At 51.3% G+C, this 19,276-nt stretch carries 17 protein-coding genes; 8 read left to right on the forward strand and 9 right to left on the reverse strand.

All coding sequences use genetic code 11. From position 1 onward, the window contains the following. The first annotated feature begins 3 nt into the window (after positions 1–3). The 3 genes from EYZ66_RS10205 to EYZ66_RS10215 are packed head-to-tail and all read left to right on the forward strand — an operon-like array spanning position 4 to position 6,238. Positions 4–1,554 carry a cytochrome C gene (locus tag EYZ66_RS10205; RefSeq protein ID WP_158027020.1) on the forward strand — a complete coding sequence of 517 codons (1,551 nt, stop codon included), beginning with the start codon at positions 4–6 and terminating at the stop codon, positions 1,552–1,554. Further along, entirely contained in the window at positions 1,551–4,127 is a 2,577-nt protein-coding gene (locus tag EYZ66_RS10210) for a cytochrome c3 family protein (protein WP_160195666.1), read from the forward strand. The genes EYZ66_RS10205 and EYZ66_RS10210 overlap by 4 nt, the downstream gene beginning before the upstream one ends. A gap of 20 nt (positions 4,128–4,147) precedes the next feature. After that, complete coding sequence (locus tag EYZ66_RS10215; RefSeq protein ID WP_009574957.1) at positions 4,148–6,238, forward strand: tetratricopeptide repeat protein; 2,091 nt, start codon at positions 4,148–4,150, stop codon at positions 6,236–6,238. 39 nt (positions 6,239–6,277) lie between these two features. Here EYZ66_RS10215 and EYZ66_RS10220 read toward each other — a convergent pair whose 3' ends face one another. Continuing rightward, positions 6,278–7,573 carry a metal-dependent hydrolase family protein gene (locus EYZ66_RS10220; protein WP_009574958.1) on the reverse strand — a complete coding sequence of 432 codons (1,296 nt, stop codon included), beginning with the start codon at positions 7,571–7,573 and terminating at the stop codon, positions 6,278–6,280. Between the two features lie 194 nt (positions 7,574–7,767). On the opposite strand from EYZ66_RS10220, the gene EYZ66_RS10225 reads away from it, so the two are divergent. Both EYZ66_RS10225 and EYZ66_RS10230 read left to right on the forward strand, forming a co-directional pair. Continuing rightward, complete coding sequence (locus EYZ66_RS10225; RefSeq protein WP_009574959.1) at positions 7,768–8,193, forward strand: group II truncated hemoglobin; 426 nt, start codon at positions 7,768–7,770, stop codon at positions 8,191–8,193. A 34-nt stretch (positions 8,194–8,227) separates the two neighbouring features. Continuing rightward, on the forward strand, positions 8,228–9,088 hold the full coding sequence (locus tag EYZ66_RS10230; protein ID WP_009574960.1) for a bile acid:sodium symporter family protein: 861 nt from the start codon (positions 8,228–8,230) through the stop codon (positions 9,086–9,088). 115 nt (positions 9,089–9,203) lie between these two features. On the opposite strand, the gene EYZ66_RS10235 is transcribed toward EYZ66_RS10230, so the two are convergent. The 4 genes from EYZ66_RS10235 to EYZ66_RS10250 are packed head-to-tail and all read right to left on the reverse strand — an operon-like array spanning position 9,204 to position 12,312. Beyond that, positions 9,204–9,971 carry an SDR family NAD(P)-dependent oxidoreductase gene (locus tag EYZ66_RS10235; RefSeq protein ID WP_040816125.1) on the reverse strand — a complete coding sequence of 256 codons (768 nt, stop codon included), beginning with the start codon at positions 9,969–9,971 and terminating at the stop codon, positions 9,204–9,206. A 37-nt stretch (positions 9,972–10,008) separates the two neighbouring features. Beyond that, positions 10,009–10,737: a sulfotransferase-like domain-containing protein gene (locus EYZ66_RS10240; RefSeq protein ID WP_009574962.1), complete on the reverse strand. Its 729-nt coding sequence runs from the start codon at positions 10,735–10,737 to the stop codon at positions 10,009–10,011. Next, the gene (locus EYZ66_RS10245; protein ID WP_009574963.1) at positions 10,734–11,645 is read right to left on the reverse strand and encodes an aminotransferase class IV; all 912 of its coding nucleotides are present in this window, start codon (positions 11,643–11,645) and stop codon (positions 10,734–10,736) included. The genes EYZ66_RS10240 and EYZ66_RS10245 overlap by 4 nt, the downstream gene beginning before the upstream one ends. Next, a complete protein-coding gene (locus tag EYZ66_RS10250; RefSeq protein WP_009574964.1) occupies positions 11,629–12,312 on the reverse strand; it encodes a Rossmann-fold NAD(P)-binding domain-containing protein in 684 nt (227 codons plus the stop codon). The genes EYZ66_RS10245 and EYZ66_RS10250 overlap by 17 nt, the downstream gene beginning before the upstream one ends. Before the next feature lie 183 nt (positions 12,313–12,495). Between EYZ66_RS10250 and EYZ66_RS10255 the strand changes: the two genes are divergently transcribed. Then, positions 12,496–14,715, forward strand: coding sequence for a TonB-dependent receptor (locus EYZ66_RS10255; protein WP_009574965.1), 2,220 nt, complete (start codon positions 12,496–12,498; stop codon positions 14,713–14,715). 64 nt (positions 14,716–14,779) lie between these two features. Continuing rightward, positions 14,780–15,331, forward strand: coding sequence for an alpha/beta fold hydrolase (locus EYZ66_RS10260; RefSeq protein WP_009574966.1), 552 nt, complete (start codon positions 14,780–14,782; stop codon positions 15,329–15,331). Between the two features lie 48 nt (positions 15,332–15,379). On the opposite strand, the gene EYZ66_RS10265 is transcribed toward EYZ66_RS10260, so the two are convergent. Then, a complete protein-coding gene (locus tag EYZ66_RS10265; RefSeq protein ID WP_009574967.1) occupies positions 15,380–16,669 on the reverse strand; it encodes an NADH:flavin oxidoreductase/NADH oxidase family protein in 1,290 nt (429 codons plus the stop codon). Positions 16,670–16,809: 140 nt separating this feature from the next. Between EYZ66_RS10265 and EYZ66_RS10270 the strand changes: the two genes are divergently transcribed. Further along, a complete protein-coding gene (locus EYZ66_RS10270; protein WP_009574968.1) occupies positions 16,810–17,391 on the forward strand; it encodes a Tll0287-like domain-containing protein in 582 nt (193 codons plus the stop codon). A gap of 10 nt (positions 17,392–17,401) precedes the next feature. On the opposite strand, the gene EYZ66_RS10275 is transcribed toward EYZ66_RS10270, so the two are convergent. From EYZ66_RS10275 to EYZ66_RS10285, 3 genes are all read right to left on the reverse strand, one after another. After that, positions 17,402–17,797, reverse strand: coding sequence for an MOSC domain-containing protein (locus EYZ66_RS10275; protein WP_050793374.1), 396 nt, complete (start codon positions 17,795–17,797; stop codon positions 17,402–17,404). A 64-nt stretch (positions 17,798–17,861) separates the two neighbouring features. After that, a complete protein-coding gene (locus EYZ66_RS10280; protein ID WP_009574971.1) occupies positions 17,862–18,824 on the reverse strand; it encodes a hypothetical protein in 963 nt (320 codons plus the stop codon). Between the two features lie 103 nt (positions 18,825–18,927). After that, positions 18,928–19,251 carry a ComEA family DNA-binding protein gene (locus EYZ66_RS10285; protein WP_235714662.1) on the reverse strand — a complete coding sequence of 108 codons (324 nt, stop codon included), beginning with the start codon at positions 19,249–19,251 and terminating at the stop codon, positions 18,928–18,930. Positions 19,252–19,276 lie beyond the last annotated feature (25 nt).

Below are 19,276 nucleotides of genomic sequence, written 5' to 3' on the forward strand. Positions count from 1 at the left end.
CTGATGATGATATTAATCAGCCAAACTACCCTAGCACAAAGTGAAGCCGGCGCTAATGGCGTCAATCTAAAAACCTTGATCATGCCTGGCGAACTGATACAAGGCCATGAAAAATACGAAGCCGATTGTGCCAACTGCCATTCTGATCAAGGCAAGTCCAAGCAATCGAGCTTGTGCTTAGAGTGCCATGAAGACATCAAGACCGATGTCGCGGAAAATAAGGGCTTTCATGGCCTAAGTACCGATGTCGATGCTAAAGAATGCTTTCAATGCCACACAGATCACAAAGGTCGTGACTTCGAGCCTGTCGTCTTAGACCGCAATCATTTTAATCACGACAACACAGATTTCGCGCTCGTTGGGCAACATAAGTTTTCGCATTGTTCAGAATGTCACCAGCAGAACACCGCCTTTCGCGAGGCCCCAGGCGACTGCAAAGGTTGCCATGAAAATGACAGCCCCCACGCGAGCAATGTGACTCAAGAGTGTGATCAGTGTCATGAGCCCACAGGTTGGAAAGCGGCAGAGTTTGATCATTCGTCAACCCAGTTTCTACTCGACAATAAGCACGCTGATGTGGCCTGTGCAAGTTGTCATATTAACTCTGAATTCGCGGAAATTACGGTCGAATGCGCGGGCTGTCACGCGCTGGATGATGTCCATTTGGGCATTAACGGCAGAGAATGTAACGATTGCCATACCTCAAAATCTTGGGACACAACCACCTTCGATCACGATATTGACACCGACTTCAAACTGAAAGGTCAACATGCCGACACGAAATGCGAATCGTGCCACATAAAGCCAGCGTTCGAAGTAGAGCTAAGTAGCGAATGCGAAAGCTGCCATCAAAAGGCGGACATCCACCTAGGTGCCTATGGCAACAAATGCTCAGACTGCCACACAGAGAACCGCTGGCAGAATGCGAGGTTCGATCACAACAAAACACTATTCAGCCTGAGAGGCGAGCACGCTCAGATTGACTGCGAGCAATGTCATCAGGTCTGGCGTGATCGCATCAGCGACAACACACGGTGCATCGACTGCCATCGCAAAGATGACCCCCACCTTGGAGGTTTAGGTGGCGAATGCCAAGATTGTCACACCAACGAGTCGTGGTCATCGCAAGTTCGCTTTAATCATGATTTCACGGCTATGCCGCTCGTTGGAATGCATGCCTTGGTCACCTGTGACGAATGCCACAGTCAGGGCCATTATCAGGGCGTTTCTAATGAATGCAGTGATTGCCACGGTCGAGATGACCCGCACAACGGATCGTTAGGTGGCCAGTGTGAATCTTGTCACAACCCTAACGACTGGGGCTTGTGGGTTTTTGATCACAGCACGCAAACCGATTTCGAACTTACGGGCGCGCACGAAGAGCTCTCCTGCAGTCAATGTCACACCGAACAGTTCACAAAAACCCAAGACCTAGGCACCGAATGCGCTGATTGCCATTTAGATGACGATGCTCATCGCCGCCGCTTTGGTCTTGATTGTGCCCGCTGTCACGTAACCGACAGCTTCAGCAACATACAGATACAACCGCAATGACTACCATAACCACCCGAGCAAGATCGTTCTTCTGGGCTAGCAAATACGTTCTGATAGCAGCGGTGTTTACCATTGCGAGCACCCTTGGGATTGCGGTCTCCGCGCAAGACGTTGACTTACAAACTTTTGATCACAGCACGACGGGCTTTCCTCTCGATGGCCCGCACCAAGGTGTCGAATGCGATAGTTGTCACACGAGGGGCATTTTCCAAGGCACACCAAGAACGTGCGTCCAATGCCACGGAAGTAACGCACAGAGCGCGTCCAGTATCATCCCTCTGACACACATCAAGGTCACCAACGATTGTGAAAGTTGCCACACTGGCGAGCACTGGGACACTGTAACGCGCATTGATCACAGTGCCGTCGTTGGCAGCTGTCAGTCGTGTCACAACGGTACGACAGCGCAAGGCAAGTCCACGCCGCATCCAAAATCGTCGAACAACTGTGTGGACTGTCACAATACCAACGCCTGGAGTGACGCCCAGTTCGACCATTCATCAATCAGTGGCAATTGCGCTTCTTGCCACAATGGGGTCGATGCCACAGGCAAGAATACCACGCACATCAATACCACCAATAGTTGCGAGGATTGCCACACCACCTCAAGTTTTCAATCGATTACTCGGGTAGATCACAATGCTGTTTTGGGCACTTGTAGCTCTTGCCATAACGGCTCAATCGCGCAAGGCAAAAACAGCAATCACATACCCAGCGCAGACACTTGCGACGACTGCCATAATACCAATGATTGGAGTGGAGCCACCTTTGACCACAGCAATACCACTGGTAGCTGTTCATCGTGCCACAACGGTGTTAACGCAACGGGTAAAAACACGACCCACATCAACAGTACTAACAGCTGCGAAGATTGCCACTCTACAGCAAGTTTCCAAGCAGTTACCAGAGTTGATCACAACTCTGTACTGGGCACCTGCAGCTCCTGCCACAATGGCACTTTGGCCGAGGGCAAATCAGCCAACCACCTCCCCACCAGCAACTCGTGTGAAGATTGCCATACAACCAATTCTTGGGCTGATGCGACCTTCGATCACGCCAACATCAGCGGTAATTGTTCTTCTTGCCATAACGGTGTAGACGCCACTGGCAAAAATACCACGCACATTAACACCACAAATGTCTGCGAAGATTGTCACACGACCTCGACATTCCAAAATGTGACGCGGGTTGATCACAACTCTGTACTGGGCACCTGTAGCTCCTGTCACAATGGATCTATTGCTGAGGGAAAAACCGCCACGCACATACAAAGTTCGGACACTTGCGACGACTGCCACAACACCAACTCGTGGAGCGATGCCCAGTTCGATCACAGTGCAGTAACCGGCAACTGTTCGTCATGTCACAATGGTGTGAACGCCACCGGCAAAAATACCACGCACATTAACACCACGAATGTCTGCGAAGATTGTCACACGACCTCGACATTCCAAAATGTGACGCGGGTTGATCACAACTCTGTACTGGGCACCTGCAGCTCCTGCCACAATGGATCTATTGCTGAGGGAAAAACCGCCACGCACATACAAAGTTCGGACACTTGCGACGACTGCCACAACACCAACTCGTGGAGCGATGCCCAGTTCGATCACAGTGCAGTAACCGGCAACTGTTCGTCATGTCACAATGGTGTGAACGCCACCGGCAAAAATACCACGCACATTAACACCACAAATGTCTGCGAAGATTGTCACACGACCTCGACATTCCAAAATGTGACGCGGGTTGATCACAACTCTGTACTGGGCACCTGTAGCTCCTGTCACAATGGCACAATCGCAGAGGGCAAGTCGGCAAACCACATCGCCAGCAGTAATACCTGTGAAGACTGCCACAACACTAACTCTTGGGATGATGCCAAGTTCGACCACGCTTCCGTCACTGGCAATTGCTCCTCATGTCACAACGGCGTCGATGCAACGGGTAAAAACGCCACCCATATTAATACCACCAACGTTTGTGAGGATTGTCATACAACATCGAGCTTCCAGAATGTCATGCGAGTCGACCACAATGCCGTGCTGGGAACCTGTAGCTCTTGCCACAATGGCACTACTGCCGAGGGTAAGCCAGCAACACATATCCAAAGTGGTGACACCTGCGACGACTGCCACGTACCGAATTCGTGGAGTGATGTTCGGATGGATCATTCATCCATTACTGGTAGCTGTTCATCGTGCCATAACGGCACAACCGCAACAGGCAAGAACGCAACACACGTGCAAACTGCTGCTGATTGCGATAGCTGTCACTCAACCTTGGCATGGACTCCCGCTAACTTTGACCACAGCGCGGTCAGTGGTTCCTGCTCGACCTGCCACAATGGCGTGACGGCCGAGGGCAAATCCGCTAATCACGTGCTGTCTACGAATCAGTGTGATGACTGCCACCGCACCAGTAGTTGGAGTCGAGTCAATTTTGATCATGACGCGGTACTCGGATCGTGCTCTTCGTGTCATACGCGTCCACGTAATGATCATCCAAATACGTCACAGGAGTGCAACGTTTGCCACACCACCAAAGATTGGGATGACGGTGTGGATGACGACTAATTACAACGATGGGGAAAACAATGAAATCTAAATTTAGCCAAGGTCTGTGCCTGTTGATGCTGCTATGCCTACCCAGCTTAAGCTGGGCAAGGATTGTAGAAAAAACCAAACTCGATGAGGCAGGAGACGACTACCGCATCGAAATCACGTTCGCGACCCCAATGCGATTTTCGAACTTGTCAGACCGGGGTTTTGCACGATCATTTGAGATCCAGTTGCGGCCCGACACTCTGTTATCAGGTTTGACCATTGACGATTTGGGCGGGCGATACTCGGTCAGTTGGAACCGTAGCCTATGGTCGCCCATCAGCGAGATCACCTATGATGGCGATGATCCGGAATTTCCCTATATCACGCTGAGATTCAAAGACCAGGTGAAACTGTCGGTCCGAAACTCCGCAGATTTTATGACTGTAATTGTTGATATCGATGCGAGCGAAATTACCCGACCGGCTAAAGCACCAAAACTGACCTCGGCTGACCTTCTCAAAGATCTCAGTAGTGACGATGTAAAAATCCAAAACACCATTGACGAGGCCAGAGCCGCTATTTTTGCGAAAGACTACAACACCGCTATTCGTTTATTCCGCACCTTAAAAGATACAACGACAGGCGTGACACAACGCCGTGCGCATGAGCTGTTGGCCATTACTCGCGAATTAAACCAGCAATTAGCACAAGCTAAAGGTGAATACGAAACTTTCATTGATCTTTATGGCGATACTGAGGATGTCGCGCGTGTGCGCCAACGCTTGGCTGTGCTAGTGACCTCCGACATGAAAGCCAAATCCATTGGCCAGGCAGAGGAGGCTCTCGCGTGGGACTCTGAATTTTACGGCAGCTTCGGGCAACGTTACTATCGTGATGACAATTACCCTGAGGCGGGTGGCTCAACCATCCTACGTGACCAGCTCACCTCCGACTTAGATTTCGTGCACCGCGTAAGCAACGGAATTTGGGATATTAAAACCCAGTTCATCGGGTCCTATCGCAAAGACTTCGAGGACGACGCCGACTCCGAATTTCGACCAAACGTTGGGTCTGTGGAAATCGAGAATTCCAACTGGGGCGCTATCGCTAAACTTGGTCGTCAATCGCGAAATACCGATGGTATTCTCGGACGTTTTGATGGCTTATACGCCAGCTACGAAGTCTCAACTGATGTTATCGTAAATGCCTCATTTGGCTACCCAGTGGATATCAGCCGTCGCGATACGATCAATACCGATGTCGAATTCTATGGTACGAGTGTCGACTTCCTGAATGTCGCAGATAACTGGAACCTCAGCGCCTACTACATTAAGCAAACCAACTTTAGTCTCACCGACCGCGAAGCACTTGGCGCCGAAGCACGTTACTCAACCAGAGCTTCATCAATCTATGCGACCTTCGACTACGACATCTACTTCGAAGAACTGAACTCAGCACTGTTTCTGGGGAACTGGAGTTTGAGTGAAGCAACTCGTTTGAACGTCTCTATTGACTATCGCTACAGCCCAACACTGACCAAGCTGAACGCAATTCAGGGGCAGGGGGTGACAAGTTTTGATGCCCTGTTCCCGCTTTACAGCGACGATGAGCTCAAACAACTGGCCTTAGACCGAAGTGCTCGCTCGACCACAATGACAACCAGTCTTACACATACCCTTAATGAAAAATGGCAAGTCATTGGGGACGTGACGGCCACGGAATTTGGTGCTACCGAGACTTCGGCTGGCGTTGAAGGCACCGACGCGACGGGGACAGACTTGTATTATTCGGTGCAGTTCGTAGGCACCAACATCTTGCAAGTAAACGATGTGGCGATCTGGGGCCTGCGCATGAGCGATACAGACAGTGCTAGCACCTACACCCTAACGGGCAATTGGCGCTTTTCGCCCAACCGCAAGTTCAAAATCAATCCACGCATTCGTGTTGACTACCGAAGTAATAATAACGACAGCGGTGACCGCTGGGTTACCCGTCCTTCGGTCCGTTTAGATTATAAGATCAACAAACAAGCACGTATCGAGTTCGAAGCGGGATACGAGTGGTATGACGAAACTTACGCCGTAGGTGCTTACAAAAATGAAACCAGCTTCGTTACCTTGGGGTATCGCATCGACTTTTAACAATGCCTCGCCGCGTGGTGCTCATCCGCTACGCGGCATTCAATGGGCAATCGTGTAAATCTCTCCGCCCTTTATTACCATAGCGGGTGAAAGCAAGACTCTCACATCCTCAGTTGGGTCGCCAACAACCGCCACGAGGTCGGCCAGTTTCCCCCGCTCTACGGAACCCATTATAGTATCTTGACCTAGCAGAGTCGCCGCATTCATGGTCGCTGACTTAATCGCATCCATAACGGACATCCCCGCTTCCACCATGTACACGAACTCATCGGCATTACGCCCATGGGGTGCAACACCAGCGTCAGTACCAAAAGCGATTTTGACACCCTCAGCATAAGCTCGGGCAAACGTATCTTGAATCAAAGGTCCCACGGCAGCCGCTTTAGGGCGCACCACAGCAGGCAGTTTGTCGTCTTGCTCGGCTAGCTCCGCAACCCATTTCCCAGCCGAAATTGTCGGCACATACCACGTGCCATGTGCTTTCATGAGCGCCATAGTCTCGTCATCCATGTAAGTGCCATGCTCAACCGAGTCTACCCCGGCTTTCACCGCTCGCTTCATACCTTCGGCGCCATGCGCATGAACCGCCACCTTAAAATTGTAGTCTTTCGCAGCAGCCACCACCGCTTGCAGCTCATCGACGGTGAACTGCGGGTTATCACCACTTTTCGCTAAAGACAACACGCCTCCGGTAACCGTCAATTTAATCACATCGCTACCATCTTTGTAGCGTTGTCGAACGGCTTTATAAGCCTCATCAGCACTATTAATAACCCCTTCTTTGGGACCTGGGTCTTGTCGCAAGTCGCTTCGTATACCGTTAGTAGGATCGGCGTGCCCACCCGTTGTCGCAATGGCTTTACCCGCCATATAGATTCGAGGGCCTTCAACCAGGCCACTGTTGATCGCTGTTCGCAGCGCTCTTATCGCATCGACATCACTGGTACCCAAATCACGCACTGTGGTGAAGCCCGCTCGCAAGGTTCGGCTCGCGTACACGGTCGCTCTTAATGCCAAATCCGCAGAATTCATGTAGAAGCCTTCGCTGTAACTTCCCGGTGGATCAAGCTCCCCATCTAAATGCACATGCATATCAATAAAGCCCGGCATTACCGTGTGATTGGTCAAGTCAACAACCGTCTCACCTTGGGACGCAGCTATCCAGCCTTCCTCGACTGAATCGATCCGATCGCCGCTGAGTACAATAGAAACATCCGTTCGCACCGAATTCGATACACCATCGATAAGTTTACCTGCGTGAATAATCGTATCAGCCCCGTGTGTCTCGCCGGAAAGAACAAGTGCCAAAACGCTGAACTTGATGAGCTGTTTCATTTTATAGTCTCTTTGTTAGTCACCGAGGTCTCAAGCACGTCCACGCGAATATACCTTGTGGATTGCCGAATCGCTTGATGTATCAATTGTTACCTTTTGGCCAGTCTACTGTCTACTGTGCCTCAACAAGATTTGCGATTCCTGGCGCGGAAAAAATCGTTATACTCACGTTTTAACCGATTGACGACCTTCAGATGCAGACACCCTTTCAACGACTCGGTGAAGATAAAATTCGTGAACTGTGCGACGCATTTTATCACGCCATGGATACCCTACCTGAGGCCGCTGGCATTCGGGCCATGCATGCCAAAGACCTAGGCCCCATCAGTAACACCCTAGCCGAGTATCTCATTGGCTGGATGGGCGGCCCGCCGCTCTACCATGATAAGAAGGGCACTGTCTGCCTGACCGATCCGCATGCACCTTACCATATAGGTCCCAAAGAAACCGGGCAATGGTTGCTGTGCTTTGATGCTGCGTTAAAGGCAATTAACGCATCCGATGACGTCAAAGCGATGCTTCACGGTCCGATTAGACAAGTTGCTGCCGCGGTGCAAAACAGAGATCATTCAAACGCCGCCGAAAAAGACCCTAACATCATAGCGGTTGGCCGAACATAGACCGACACCCTATCACCAGATCGAGATAACAATAATGGATCTACTCGCGAGCCTGTCGCAATTTATACCCATTGGGTTAATCATTATCATGTTTGGTATGGGGCTGTCGTTGACCGTAGCCGATTTTAAACGTGTTATTACCCAACCCGCCGCGTCGTTAGCGGGACTCGGGGGCCAGATGATTGCCTTGCCTCTCATCGGCTGGTTAACCGCAATGGTGTTTCAACTCGAGGCACAAACAGCGGTCGGAGTCATTATTTTGGTGTGTTGCGCCGGTGGGGCCACCTCGAACTTATTCTCGTATCTAGCCAAGGCCGATACTGCCCTATCCGTGACGCTGACCGCAGCAAGCAGCTGTATCACCATCGTCACACTTCCCTTTATCGTGAATTTGGCGTTAGGCCATTTCATGAGCACCGAAGCGGAACTATCACTGCCTGTCGGTCAAACGATAAAGACACTGGCAACCATGACGGTCATACCGGTTATTGTGGGTATGATCCTCTTCGCCCGTTTTCCAAAGCAGGTGACACAACTCGAGCCTTGGGTTCGCAAACTATCTTTGATCGTACTGGGATTAATTGTTTTACCGACCCTAATCAACGCGCCGAGCACCGTTGCTGGGCATCTTACGACACTGGTACCCGCACTATTTTTCTTGAATATTGGGAGCATGCTCTGTGGCCACGTCATTGCGAAAACCATGTCCTTGAATCGGGCCCAAAGGGGCACACTGACCATCGAAGTCGGCGTACAAAATGTGGTTACCGCGTTCTTTGTGGCCGCCAACTTAATTGGCGATGTGTCGCTCTCGGTACCGGCAGCGGTCTATGCGATACCAATGGTGCTGAATGTTGTGCTGTATATTTTGTGGGCGCGCCGCGCTCGTCGTTAATACTAGATGCCCACAACATGCGTCATAACAAACTTTGGCCGATAGCGTCCAAACTGCGGCCCTTCGTTTCTGGCATAAACGTCAGAAAACGAGCTCTGAAAATCACTCCGCCCAGCTACTTAAAACCCAACACTTTTCTAGCGACCCACTCGCGGCCAGCTTCGGGCAACCATCGATCCAGCAAGCCCCATATTTTCGACCCTGTGCCAATAACATGACTCGTCCCGCCCCGGTGGATCGCCTTTTCGATAGTTTCCGCCACGACAATAGGCTCAAGCTTAGGAACGGGCGTATCGGACAAGTACATACCGGCGGCTGCACCCATCTGCGTATTAATAATCGGGGGTTTGACACAGGTGACATGAATGCCATGGCGTTCCCATTCCAAGGCAAGCGCCTCAGTGAAGCCATTAACAAAAAACTTACTTGCAGAATAAATCGCCAGCGTCGGCACACCGTGAATACTGGAGACCGAACATAAGTTCACGAGGGTTGATCCGGGCGTGTCACTCAACAACGGAAACGCAGCATGGGCCATGCGCATAACGCCCAAGACATTCACCTCGATCATTTTATTCTGTTCTTTGAGGTCTAGCTCTTCGAAATATCCCGCCGACAACACCCCCGCGTTGTTCACCAGCACATCCATTACATCATGAGTTTGCTCAGCAAAATGCTGCAAGGCATAAGTCACTGACTCATCATCGGTCACATCGCAGACACCCCCAAAGCAGCGCCCAAACTCGGGCTGCTGCAGTACTTCTGCAATAGCTTCAGAATCACGATCATACAGACCCACGCGCCAGCCCTTTTCGGCAAAGTATCGCGCAGTGGTCAAGCCGATACCCCGAGCCGCACCCGTAATCATCATCGTTCTGGACATACGCTACCCTGTTGTTATTGTTTTTTTTCGCTCATTATCATACTCGTAAGCGACGTTCATACAAGTGCTGATAGTAGGGGCGCGCTTGATCCGCCAATCTTTGCAGCGCTGGGCTTAACTGGGGCTTCGTTCCACGAAGCTTAGCAAACCCCGTAGAGTCCCAAACAGATGCGTACCAATGCGGAGCCCATACACCGTCGCTCTCTCGTGGCCCGGCAGGCCAACGCAGCATCCGCTCGAAAAACTCAACACCTAAGGCCGAGCACCACGCGCGCAACATTGCCTCGGGTTTGGCTAAAAACTCAGCGCTGTCGATCACCACCGGGTTCGGATCCCAATGCTGACGCACATAATCGTAAAGCTCGGATTGTTGCTTAAAACCAATATCGTTAAGCGTAGGGGTTTCGCGAACTCTAGCGTAAGAGTTCACTACCGATTCCGGATCGCGGATGAGAAAGCAATGGGTAAGATTCGACATCCACCCCCGATCGACCTCTTCAAGCACATGAAAACTCATCTGCTTTTGGTAAAAAATCTCCGCATGATTTGGGGTCTCTCCTTGGCACAAAGCAGCCACCTTGCGCCAATCGGTGCTTTGTGAGGCCATAACCTCGTCTGCGGCAGGGTGATCTAACCCAGTCTGTTTGAGGTAATAGGCGTAGAAAGGTTCGTCTACAACCTCACAGTCGTCGCGGTTTTCCCAGGCGCGCATCATAGCGGTCGAGATATTTCTGGGTCCCGACCAAACGGCGAGACGTAGCGTCATGCTATAGATTCCCGGTCAATCATCTCTAGGTAAGCCAATTGCAGACGCTGTACCATGGCACCGCGTTCACCTGAACCGATGGTGCGTCCATCGACTTCTCGTACGGGACACAAGCCGGCAAAGGTGCCCGTCACAAAGGCCTCATCGGCGCCGTAGACATCGGTCAGACTAAAGTTTTTTTGATAAACCGGAATATCTAATTCGCGACATAAGCGGATCACATTGCCTCGTGTGATTCCCCCGAGGCAGAAGTCTCCCGATGAGGTCCAAACTTCACCCTTTCGTACAATGAAAAAGTGGGTCGAATTGCAGGTCGCAACGAAACCATGTGGGTCGAGCATCAAGGCCTCATCTGCACCGGCTTTAGCGGCCTGGATGCAAGCGGTAATACAGTTGATCTTAGAGTGTGAATTGAGCTTTTGATCTTGCACATCGGGGTAGCCGCGCCGCACATGCACGGTGAATAAACGGATGCCGCGCTCAGACGTTTCTGGCAAAGCCTCCTTATACTCGGGGATAATCACAATGGTCGCGGGCGAAATTGTCACCCTGGGATCTTGGTACGGGGTGGCTTTAATGCCACGCGTAACCATCAAACGGATATGCACGCCTTCCTGCATACTATTGGCATTTAAGGTATCGTATAGCCTCTGAGTGAGCTGTTCTCGGCTCACTCCAACATCCATATCCAGCGCTTTAGCGCCCTCGTACAGTCGATCTAAATGCTCATTCAGAAAAGCAATTTTACCTTTGTGTACACGCAAGCCCTCCCAGACACCATCACCTAGGATAAATCCTGAATCAAACACCGACACCACGGCTTTCTGTCTGGGAAAAAGCTCGCCATTAATGTTGATTAAAATATCGAGGTTGCGAGGATCGTCGATGTAATCATGCGTTCCCTTCACGTAGTGGATCTCCCTGTGGCAATACCGATTGGATGTCGTCTAGCACATACTCTGACGCAGGCGCTTCAATTTGGGTAGCGATAATTGCAATAGCAAGCGCGAGTTCCGTTGCATTGATCGGTCGATACCGATGTAAAACGGGCAACCTGCATAGCGGTGTCAGTAAGCGGTCGCCTAGCCGCTCCCCTATACGTTTGTCTTCTCTGTGAGCTCTTATCAGAGAAGGCTTGATCAGTACGGTAGTTTCGAAACCTAATGTTTTCACAGCCTCGTCAAGCTCGCCTTTCATGCGCAAATAAAATCCGTTGGCGCCAGGCGACGAACCGGGAGACGAAATAACAAAAACTCGCTTCGCTCCAGACTCTCGCGCGTAGCGAGCAAACGCGTATTGGTAGTCAAAATCTACTTTATACTGCGCGGCTTTGGAGCCGGCTATTCGCAGCGTCGTACCCAAGCAGAGAAAAATATCATCAGCCTGAATTAGGCTCGACCATGTCTCCGGCCGATCGAAGTCGATGAGATGTTCCTCCACTAAGTGACTCTGTGGGTAGACGCGTTTGCGCCCAAAGGCTTGCACACAGTCATAGACACCGGAGTCGCATAGGTTGACCAACAAATGCTGCCCCGTAGCGCCTGTCGCACCAATCAACGCCGCTTTCTTACCCATAAATTCCACCTGTTTGAATTACTCACTAATACTCACATAAAATAGAGCAAATTTGCGAAATCTTACCATCAGAACGCGTTCCATCCGTCTGGATTTAATCCCTCTGAGGGTAGACAATCTAGCGCTAGCAATGAAGACTAGTGTACAGAATAACCACCGCGGGCAAACACAAAGGATACGACCATGAAGAAAAGCTTGATTTCAACCTCTATTGCATTGCTGGCAGGCACCATCGCGCTACCGAGCTTTGCACAACTTGAAGAAGTAATTGTCACGGCGCAAAAGCGTGAGCAATCTCTCGCTGATGTCCCTGTCAGTATCACTGCTATTACACGCGATACCATCGAAACCTTAGGTATTGCCAACGCACAAGATATTGGTGCCCTAACACCCAACTTACAAATTTCGGATACGCCCGGAAACTCGAATGGCTTGACCGTTAACATTCGCGGTTCTGTCACTATCAACCCAGCCCTGACCCTAGAAGCGACGGTGGGTTTGTACGTTGATGGTGTATACGTGGGTAAGAACACCGGTGGTATTTTTGACGTTATGGATTTAGAACGCGTCGAAGTACTGCGTGGCCCTCAAGGTACCCTGTACGGCAAAAACACCTTAGGGGGCGCCATAAACTTCGTATCTCGCCGCCCGTCGGAAGAACTCAGCGGTGACATAAAAGTCGGCGCAGGCGAGTTATCGCGACGCGCTGTGCGCATTCGCGCTGACATCCCCATTTCGGACAGCATCCGCACCTCGTTTGGCTACGCACAAGAAAAACGTGACGGCGTGGTTAAAAATATCGACTTTAGCAATGTCATTACCGGTGCAAACCCGCCCAGCACGGCTGACTTTGGCAACATCGACAAACAATCGTTCCGCTTTGCGATCGATGCAGATTTAAGCGATAGCTTAAATGCTTACTATAGCTACGACAGCTTTGAAACTGATCAGAACCCGCGCTTCTTCCAAATGACTCGAATCGTTCCCGTACCAGGATTAACGGACGGTATTATTGGCTGGGATAGCCCCAATCGATTCGATGAGGGTAGCCTCGATGGCGCGGGTGCCGACGACGTTGAGGTCTCAGGACACGCACTCACATTGACCTACACGACCGACGACTACACGATTAGATCAATTACCGGTAGCCGCTCTATCGAAACTTACGATGTACTCGACTGGGATGCCACACCATTTCACTTACTGCAGACCTCTCGTGATGTCGAATACGATAGCTTTAGTCAGGAGCTACAATTCCTGCGCAGCAGCGACAACCTGAATTACGTGGCGGGTATTTACTATTTCACCGAAGATGGACGCACTATCAACCCCCTAGACCTGCCGCTTTACGGCTCTCCCTTGCTAGCGACTGAATACGGCTTGGACAACACCAGTTGGGCGGTGTTTACCCAAGTAGATTACACCCCAGAGTCTATGTCGGATTTGACGGTGACCATAGGTGCTCGATACTCAGAAGAAGACAAAGAGGTTTATCGCTCTTTCGGTATTCCTGCTTTCGGATTAACTATCCTAGACAACTTTAAGCCGGCCAAAGAGAGCTACGATAACTTCTCACCTTCAATCGCACTCAACTATTCGGTATCAGACGAACTAAACGTTTACGGTCGTGTTGCGAGAGGTTGGAAAGCGGGCGTATTCAATGCCGAGTCGAACAACCCCGTAGAGCTTTCGACTCCCCTCAACGAAGAAACGGTAACGTCTTACGAAGCGGGCTTCAAATTCCGCAATGCGTCGGGCAACCTCACCCTTAACGCTGCGGTGTTTATGAATGACATCCAAGACATGCAGATCTCGCGTTTTAATCAGCAAGAAGCGGCCAGCGTATTCTCCAATGCAGGTGCGGCAACCATTACGGGTGCTGAAATCGAATTCGCCTACGCCCTAACCGAAAGCACAACCTTTGGCTTGAACGTTGGTATACTGGATGCAGAGTACGATGAGTACATCGATGAATGCCGCCTCGACGCCAACTTCGCAAACCCTTGCCCTGCGGGCGTAGCGCCGGGTGCATTGTTTGATGCGAAAAACATCAACAGTTTCCCTTATACACCCGAACTCACTTACAACGCGTTCTTGCAACATGGCATGCAGCTCGCTGGCGGCACGCTGACAGCACGCTTAGACTACGCATACACCGATGACTTCTCGATCTTCCCCGATCCCTACAACACGGTAAACACCAATATCGATTCTTACGGATTGTTGAATGCCCGCTTGGACTGGGAAGGTGAAATCGGTTCGCAAGACGTCCGTATTGGCGTTTGGAGCAAGAACCTAACTGACGAAGAATATCGCATGAATGGTATTGAATGGGGCTTACTCACGACCATGCAATACGGCGACCCAGAACTTTGGGGCATTGACGTCACCGTTTCGTTCTAAGGGGACCTAAAAATCATAACCCCGGCGTCGGCTATCGGCTCCGGGGTTTTTTATTGATATCGATATGAAAATTTTATACCTAAGCGGACGCGGCGGCGAGCTTGACCAAGGCCTCGGTCGCCACCTGCAATCTCGCGCTACCGAGTTCGGCGGTGTCGCCTTCAACGATGCAACCCTCTCACACAGTTTCGGCGGTCAGATCACAGCAGTGCAGCAACTGCTTCACGATAGTGCTTGCGACAATACTTACCTAATCGCCAATTCCTATGGCTGCTATGTGCTCCTGCATGCATTGATTGATCAACCTTTGATGACCACGACAAAAGTGCTGCTACTGTCACCCTTGCTTGGGCGCACACACTTACGTGCCCAAGGTTTTAGCTCGCGGCCACCGCGCCTTAAGCGCTTAGACGCTGCCCTCAATCAGGGGCTGATCATAAAGCCACACTACCTAGCTTTGATCGCCGGCGTAGATGACCCTATTTGTGAGCCAGCAGAGCTACAAAACATCGCGGGGCTCTTGCAAGCAGATCGCTGGAAGATTCTACCGAAACAGGGTCATATGATAGACCACGATGTCATGAACACCGTGCTGACTGAGTTCTTCGCCACGTAACAAGCAACTCAATAAAGCAATACCAAACGAATGCGCGACAGCAAGACTTCAGCTCGATCTGACCCCCAACCACGCCTTGGCGCGCGCCGTTTGCGTTTTGGTCGCCTTCATAACCGACAAGTCATTCGCCGCCTTTCCGTGCTCACCAATTAAAGCAATCTGCTCGTAATACCAATATTGGGTCGCGAAAGCACCGATGGTTCTAAACAGTTTTAGGTGATTCAGAAAGCCGAGCCAAGCAGGTAGCAATGACAGCTGTTTTTCATAGCGCGGCAACTCTACTTCGCCGGCCAATAAACGTTTAGGAGCGTCAGTCATTACACACATCGGCCGACCAATACCAATAACATCTGCACCACCTTCATTCAGCGCTTCTTCCATAGCATCGCGTCGACGTAGCCCTCCAGTCACCATCAGAGGCACTGTTAATGTCTCACGCATGGCTTTAGTGAAGTCGACGAAGTACGCTTCGCGAGCTAATGTAGACGCCGCGACTGCTTGCTCCTCGACCGGTTCGACACCTTCCAAATCGAGCAACTTGGGTTGTTCATACGTACCTCCCGATACCTCAATCAAATCAATGCCCGCCTCTTGCAGCCAGGTGGCGACTTGTAGACTCTCGTTGAAATCGAAGCCGCCTTTTTGAAAGTCGGCACTGTTGAGCTTAACGGCAACTGGAAAATCAGCTCCTACAATCTCACGTACTGCATGATAGACTTCAAGCAATAAGCGAGCCCGATTCTCGAGCGAACCTCCATATTGGTCCTCACGCTGATTACTCCTGGGGCTTAAAAATTGAGACAGCAGATAGCCGTGCGCGGCGTGCAGTTGCACTCCAGTAAAACCGGCCTCTTTGAGTGTGGCCGCGCAGTGTGCAAAGCCTTGAATAATGTTGGCGATCTCGGCCTCTGTTAACGCCTCGGGCTCACCGAATTGACCGCCCGGCAAGCCCAATTTTACCGCCGATGGTGCCTTGGGGTGAGCATTCACAATCTTCTGCGTTTGACGTCCCGCATGGCTAATTTGCGCCCAAAACTGATTACCATTTCGGGTAGCCGCCTTTGCCCATGACGCTAACGCATCGCGCTTTTTATCAGACAGCTGACGATCGACGATAACATTCCCTGGACGCTCTAGATGATCGCGATCGATAATCACATTCCCAGACAACAGTAACCCCGCACCACCGTCAGACCATATACCGTAAAGATTTTCGAGAGCTGGCGTCGCGCAACCATCGGGAGCAGCTAAACCCTCTGTCATAGCCGCTTTACAAATTCTATTGGGTAGCGATACGCCGCAGGGCAACACTAAAGGATCACTCAAAGAGATAGACATAGACTTACCTTCGTTTACTTGTTATTCGGGTTGTTAAGATGTTCGCATCGCTTGGTATTCACCAGCGGGTTGATCTTCGTCAGAGATCTTTTACCATGCTCACGTTAAGATGGCACGAGCACGCTCACAAGGGTCTATTTATGACAAGGTTAACACTCGCGCGCACCGTATTGGCGATTTGGGTCTTTGGCCTCACGACGCTGGATGTCTCGGCTGGGCAGGACGAAGCTCAAAAAGCCCTGACAGAAGAGGCGAGGCAATTGGTCGCTCGCTTTGCAGGCCAATTAAAGCCACAACTCAAGCAGGCGCTGCAATCCGGCGGACCGTCCGCAGCAATCAGCGTATGCGCTGAGGTCGCGCCAGCAATCGCCGAAAGCTTAAGTCTCGAGAGCGGCTGGAGTATTCGACGAGCCAGCGATAAGAACCGTAACCCGGCTGCCGTACCCGACAGCTGGGAGCAAACTCGTATCGATGCATTTAAGGCAGAAGTGCTTGCGAATGAAACGCTGGGCTTAGAATATTCAGAACAAACCGAAGAAGGCTTTCGTTACGCCAAGGCGCAGTTGACTGAGAGTCTTTGCTTGATGTGCCACGGTACACAATTAGCCGATAGTACCCTAAAAGCACTGGGCGCGTTCTACCCCAACGATCGCGCGCAAGGCTACGAGCTAGGTGAAGTTCGCGGCATTTTTAGCTTGGTGAAACCTGCGAAAGACCAGTAATACGAGGACCTTATGCGTCGAGCCAATAAACTGGATCGCCAAGCCTCACAATGGCGCCTAGCTCGACGCGGCAGCAGACTCCCCCACGCCAATTTGACGCTAGGGCGGTTCGCAAACCCTGAGCGGCGGCATCCATCCGATGACAGGGGTCGCATTCATACGATACTCGCAGGCGAGCCTCCCCAACCGCCAGCACCCTCCCCACATCTTGTGGTCCGAACGTAATACTATCGACTAAGAGATTGGCGCGACGGGTGGTCCAGTCAAGATCACGCCCTACCGCGGCGCAGGCTTGCTGCCACTGAATGGCACTCAGAACCGTTATTTGGCGACGCCCTGGTTTGCCGCGGCAATCGCCCGACAAACCGTGCTCAATGCTAAGCACACCTTGACGAAGTGGTTCCATCAAAGCTCTCGGGCGGACTCGACGCGCTATGCCTGAAACTTGAGCTAATGCGTTCACAGATCGATTATCGCTCGTAGATTTTGGCAAGCGCGTCAATGAATCGAGGCACATCCGCTTCAGCCAGACGATTGATGCCTGCCGCTGCCGCCCGACCACCGCCGGTTGGAAACTGACGGACTAAAGTATCCGCACCTTCACGTCGATTAAGCGGCGCGCGCACACTCACTAACGAATGATCGTCACCTAAATCCGTCAATATCGCATGCGCTCGATCGGGGTTATCTTCGACCAAGCTATTGCTAAACACCCCGCTCACTCGACGAGCCCACGCCGCATTGGGCAAGCGATAAATGGCGTAATCCTCGGTGGCAGTTTCGGGCACGAGTGCCGCGGCTTCGGACATATCGGACTCGTAACCCGCCGCTAGCGTATCGAAAACCATCTTTTGCTCATTAACAAACGCCATTGGAGAATGACACTGCACAACGGCGCGATATAAATCTGCCGGGTGATAGTACAAATCCTCTAAGCTCGGCCCGTAGCCATTATAATTTAGATACAAACCTAAACGCTCATAAAGATCCAACGCATCATCGCTCAAGTTCAAGGTCTTGCCTAAAGCCTGCGCGCTTTTGTGCAGGTTATCACCAAAGGCGCCGACCACGGCCCAATCTGCGAAGGCCCCTTTAAGCACCCCATTAATAAGCAGAGCGGTACAGACCTCCGGTGCGGTGTTAATTACCGTCGTTAAATTCTCGTGGTCTGGGATCTCACCCGCAAAATGATGATCGCAATAGAACACTTTCGAACCAAGGGCAAGCAGACGCTCTACGTCACCTCGATTTTTGTCAAAAGAAATATCGAGAGCCGTTACCTCGTGTTGGGCGTCGTTGGGTACCTGTGACACCAACGCGATATCTCGTTTGACACCCGTCACCAGGTGACTATCAGCAGGATGTGCAAGACGCCATTGCGCCAGTGCGCAGATGCCATCCGCATCACCATTGAATACATCGTACTTGGCCACTCAATCTCCTCTTTACACTACCGTTAAAGACAAGCGCACAGCATAGGGATTTGACCACCAAAGTCAAAGTAAAGTGGCGCGATCCAGAGACCGCGCCATAGACCTAACGAAGTACTAGGCGGTCTCGATTGCGCTCCAAAATAGACACCCCAATACCCTTCACCTCAGTTAATTCATCCAGGCTAGCAAAGGGTCCATACTGCGTCCGATATGAGACAATCGCACGGGCTTTCGAGATACCCACACCTTTCATCACAGTCGCCAAGGTTTCCGCATCGGCAGAGTTCAAATCCACCTGGGTGACTTCCGCTACTTGCGGCTCAGAATCCTGAGCCAACAAGGGTAGCGCCGTCAAACTCATGGCAGCAACGGTAAGTAAGGCCAGAAAGGCGCGGCTTACATTGAGTGATAACATCCTGTTCATCATAATTCTCCTGTTGTAGTGCGCTTCA

This window comes from Aequoribacter fuscus, from assembly GCF_009910365.1.
GTDB classification, from domain to species: Bacteria; Pseudomonadota; Gammaproteobacteria; order Pseudomonadales; family Halieaceae; genus Aequoribacter; species Aequoribacter fuscus.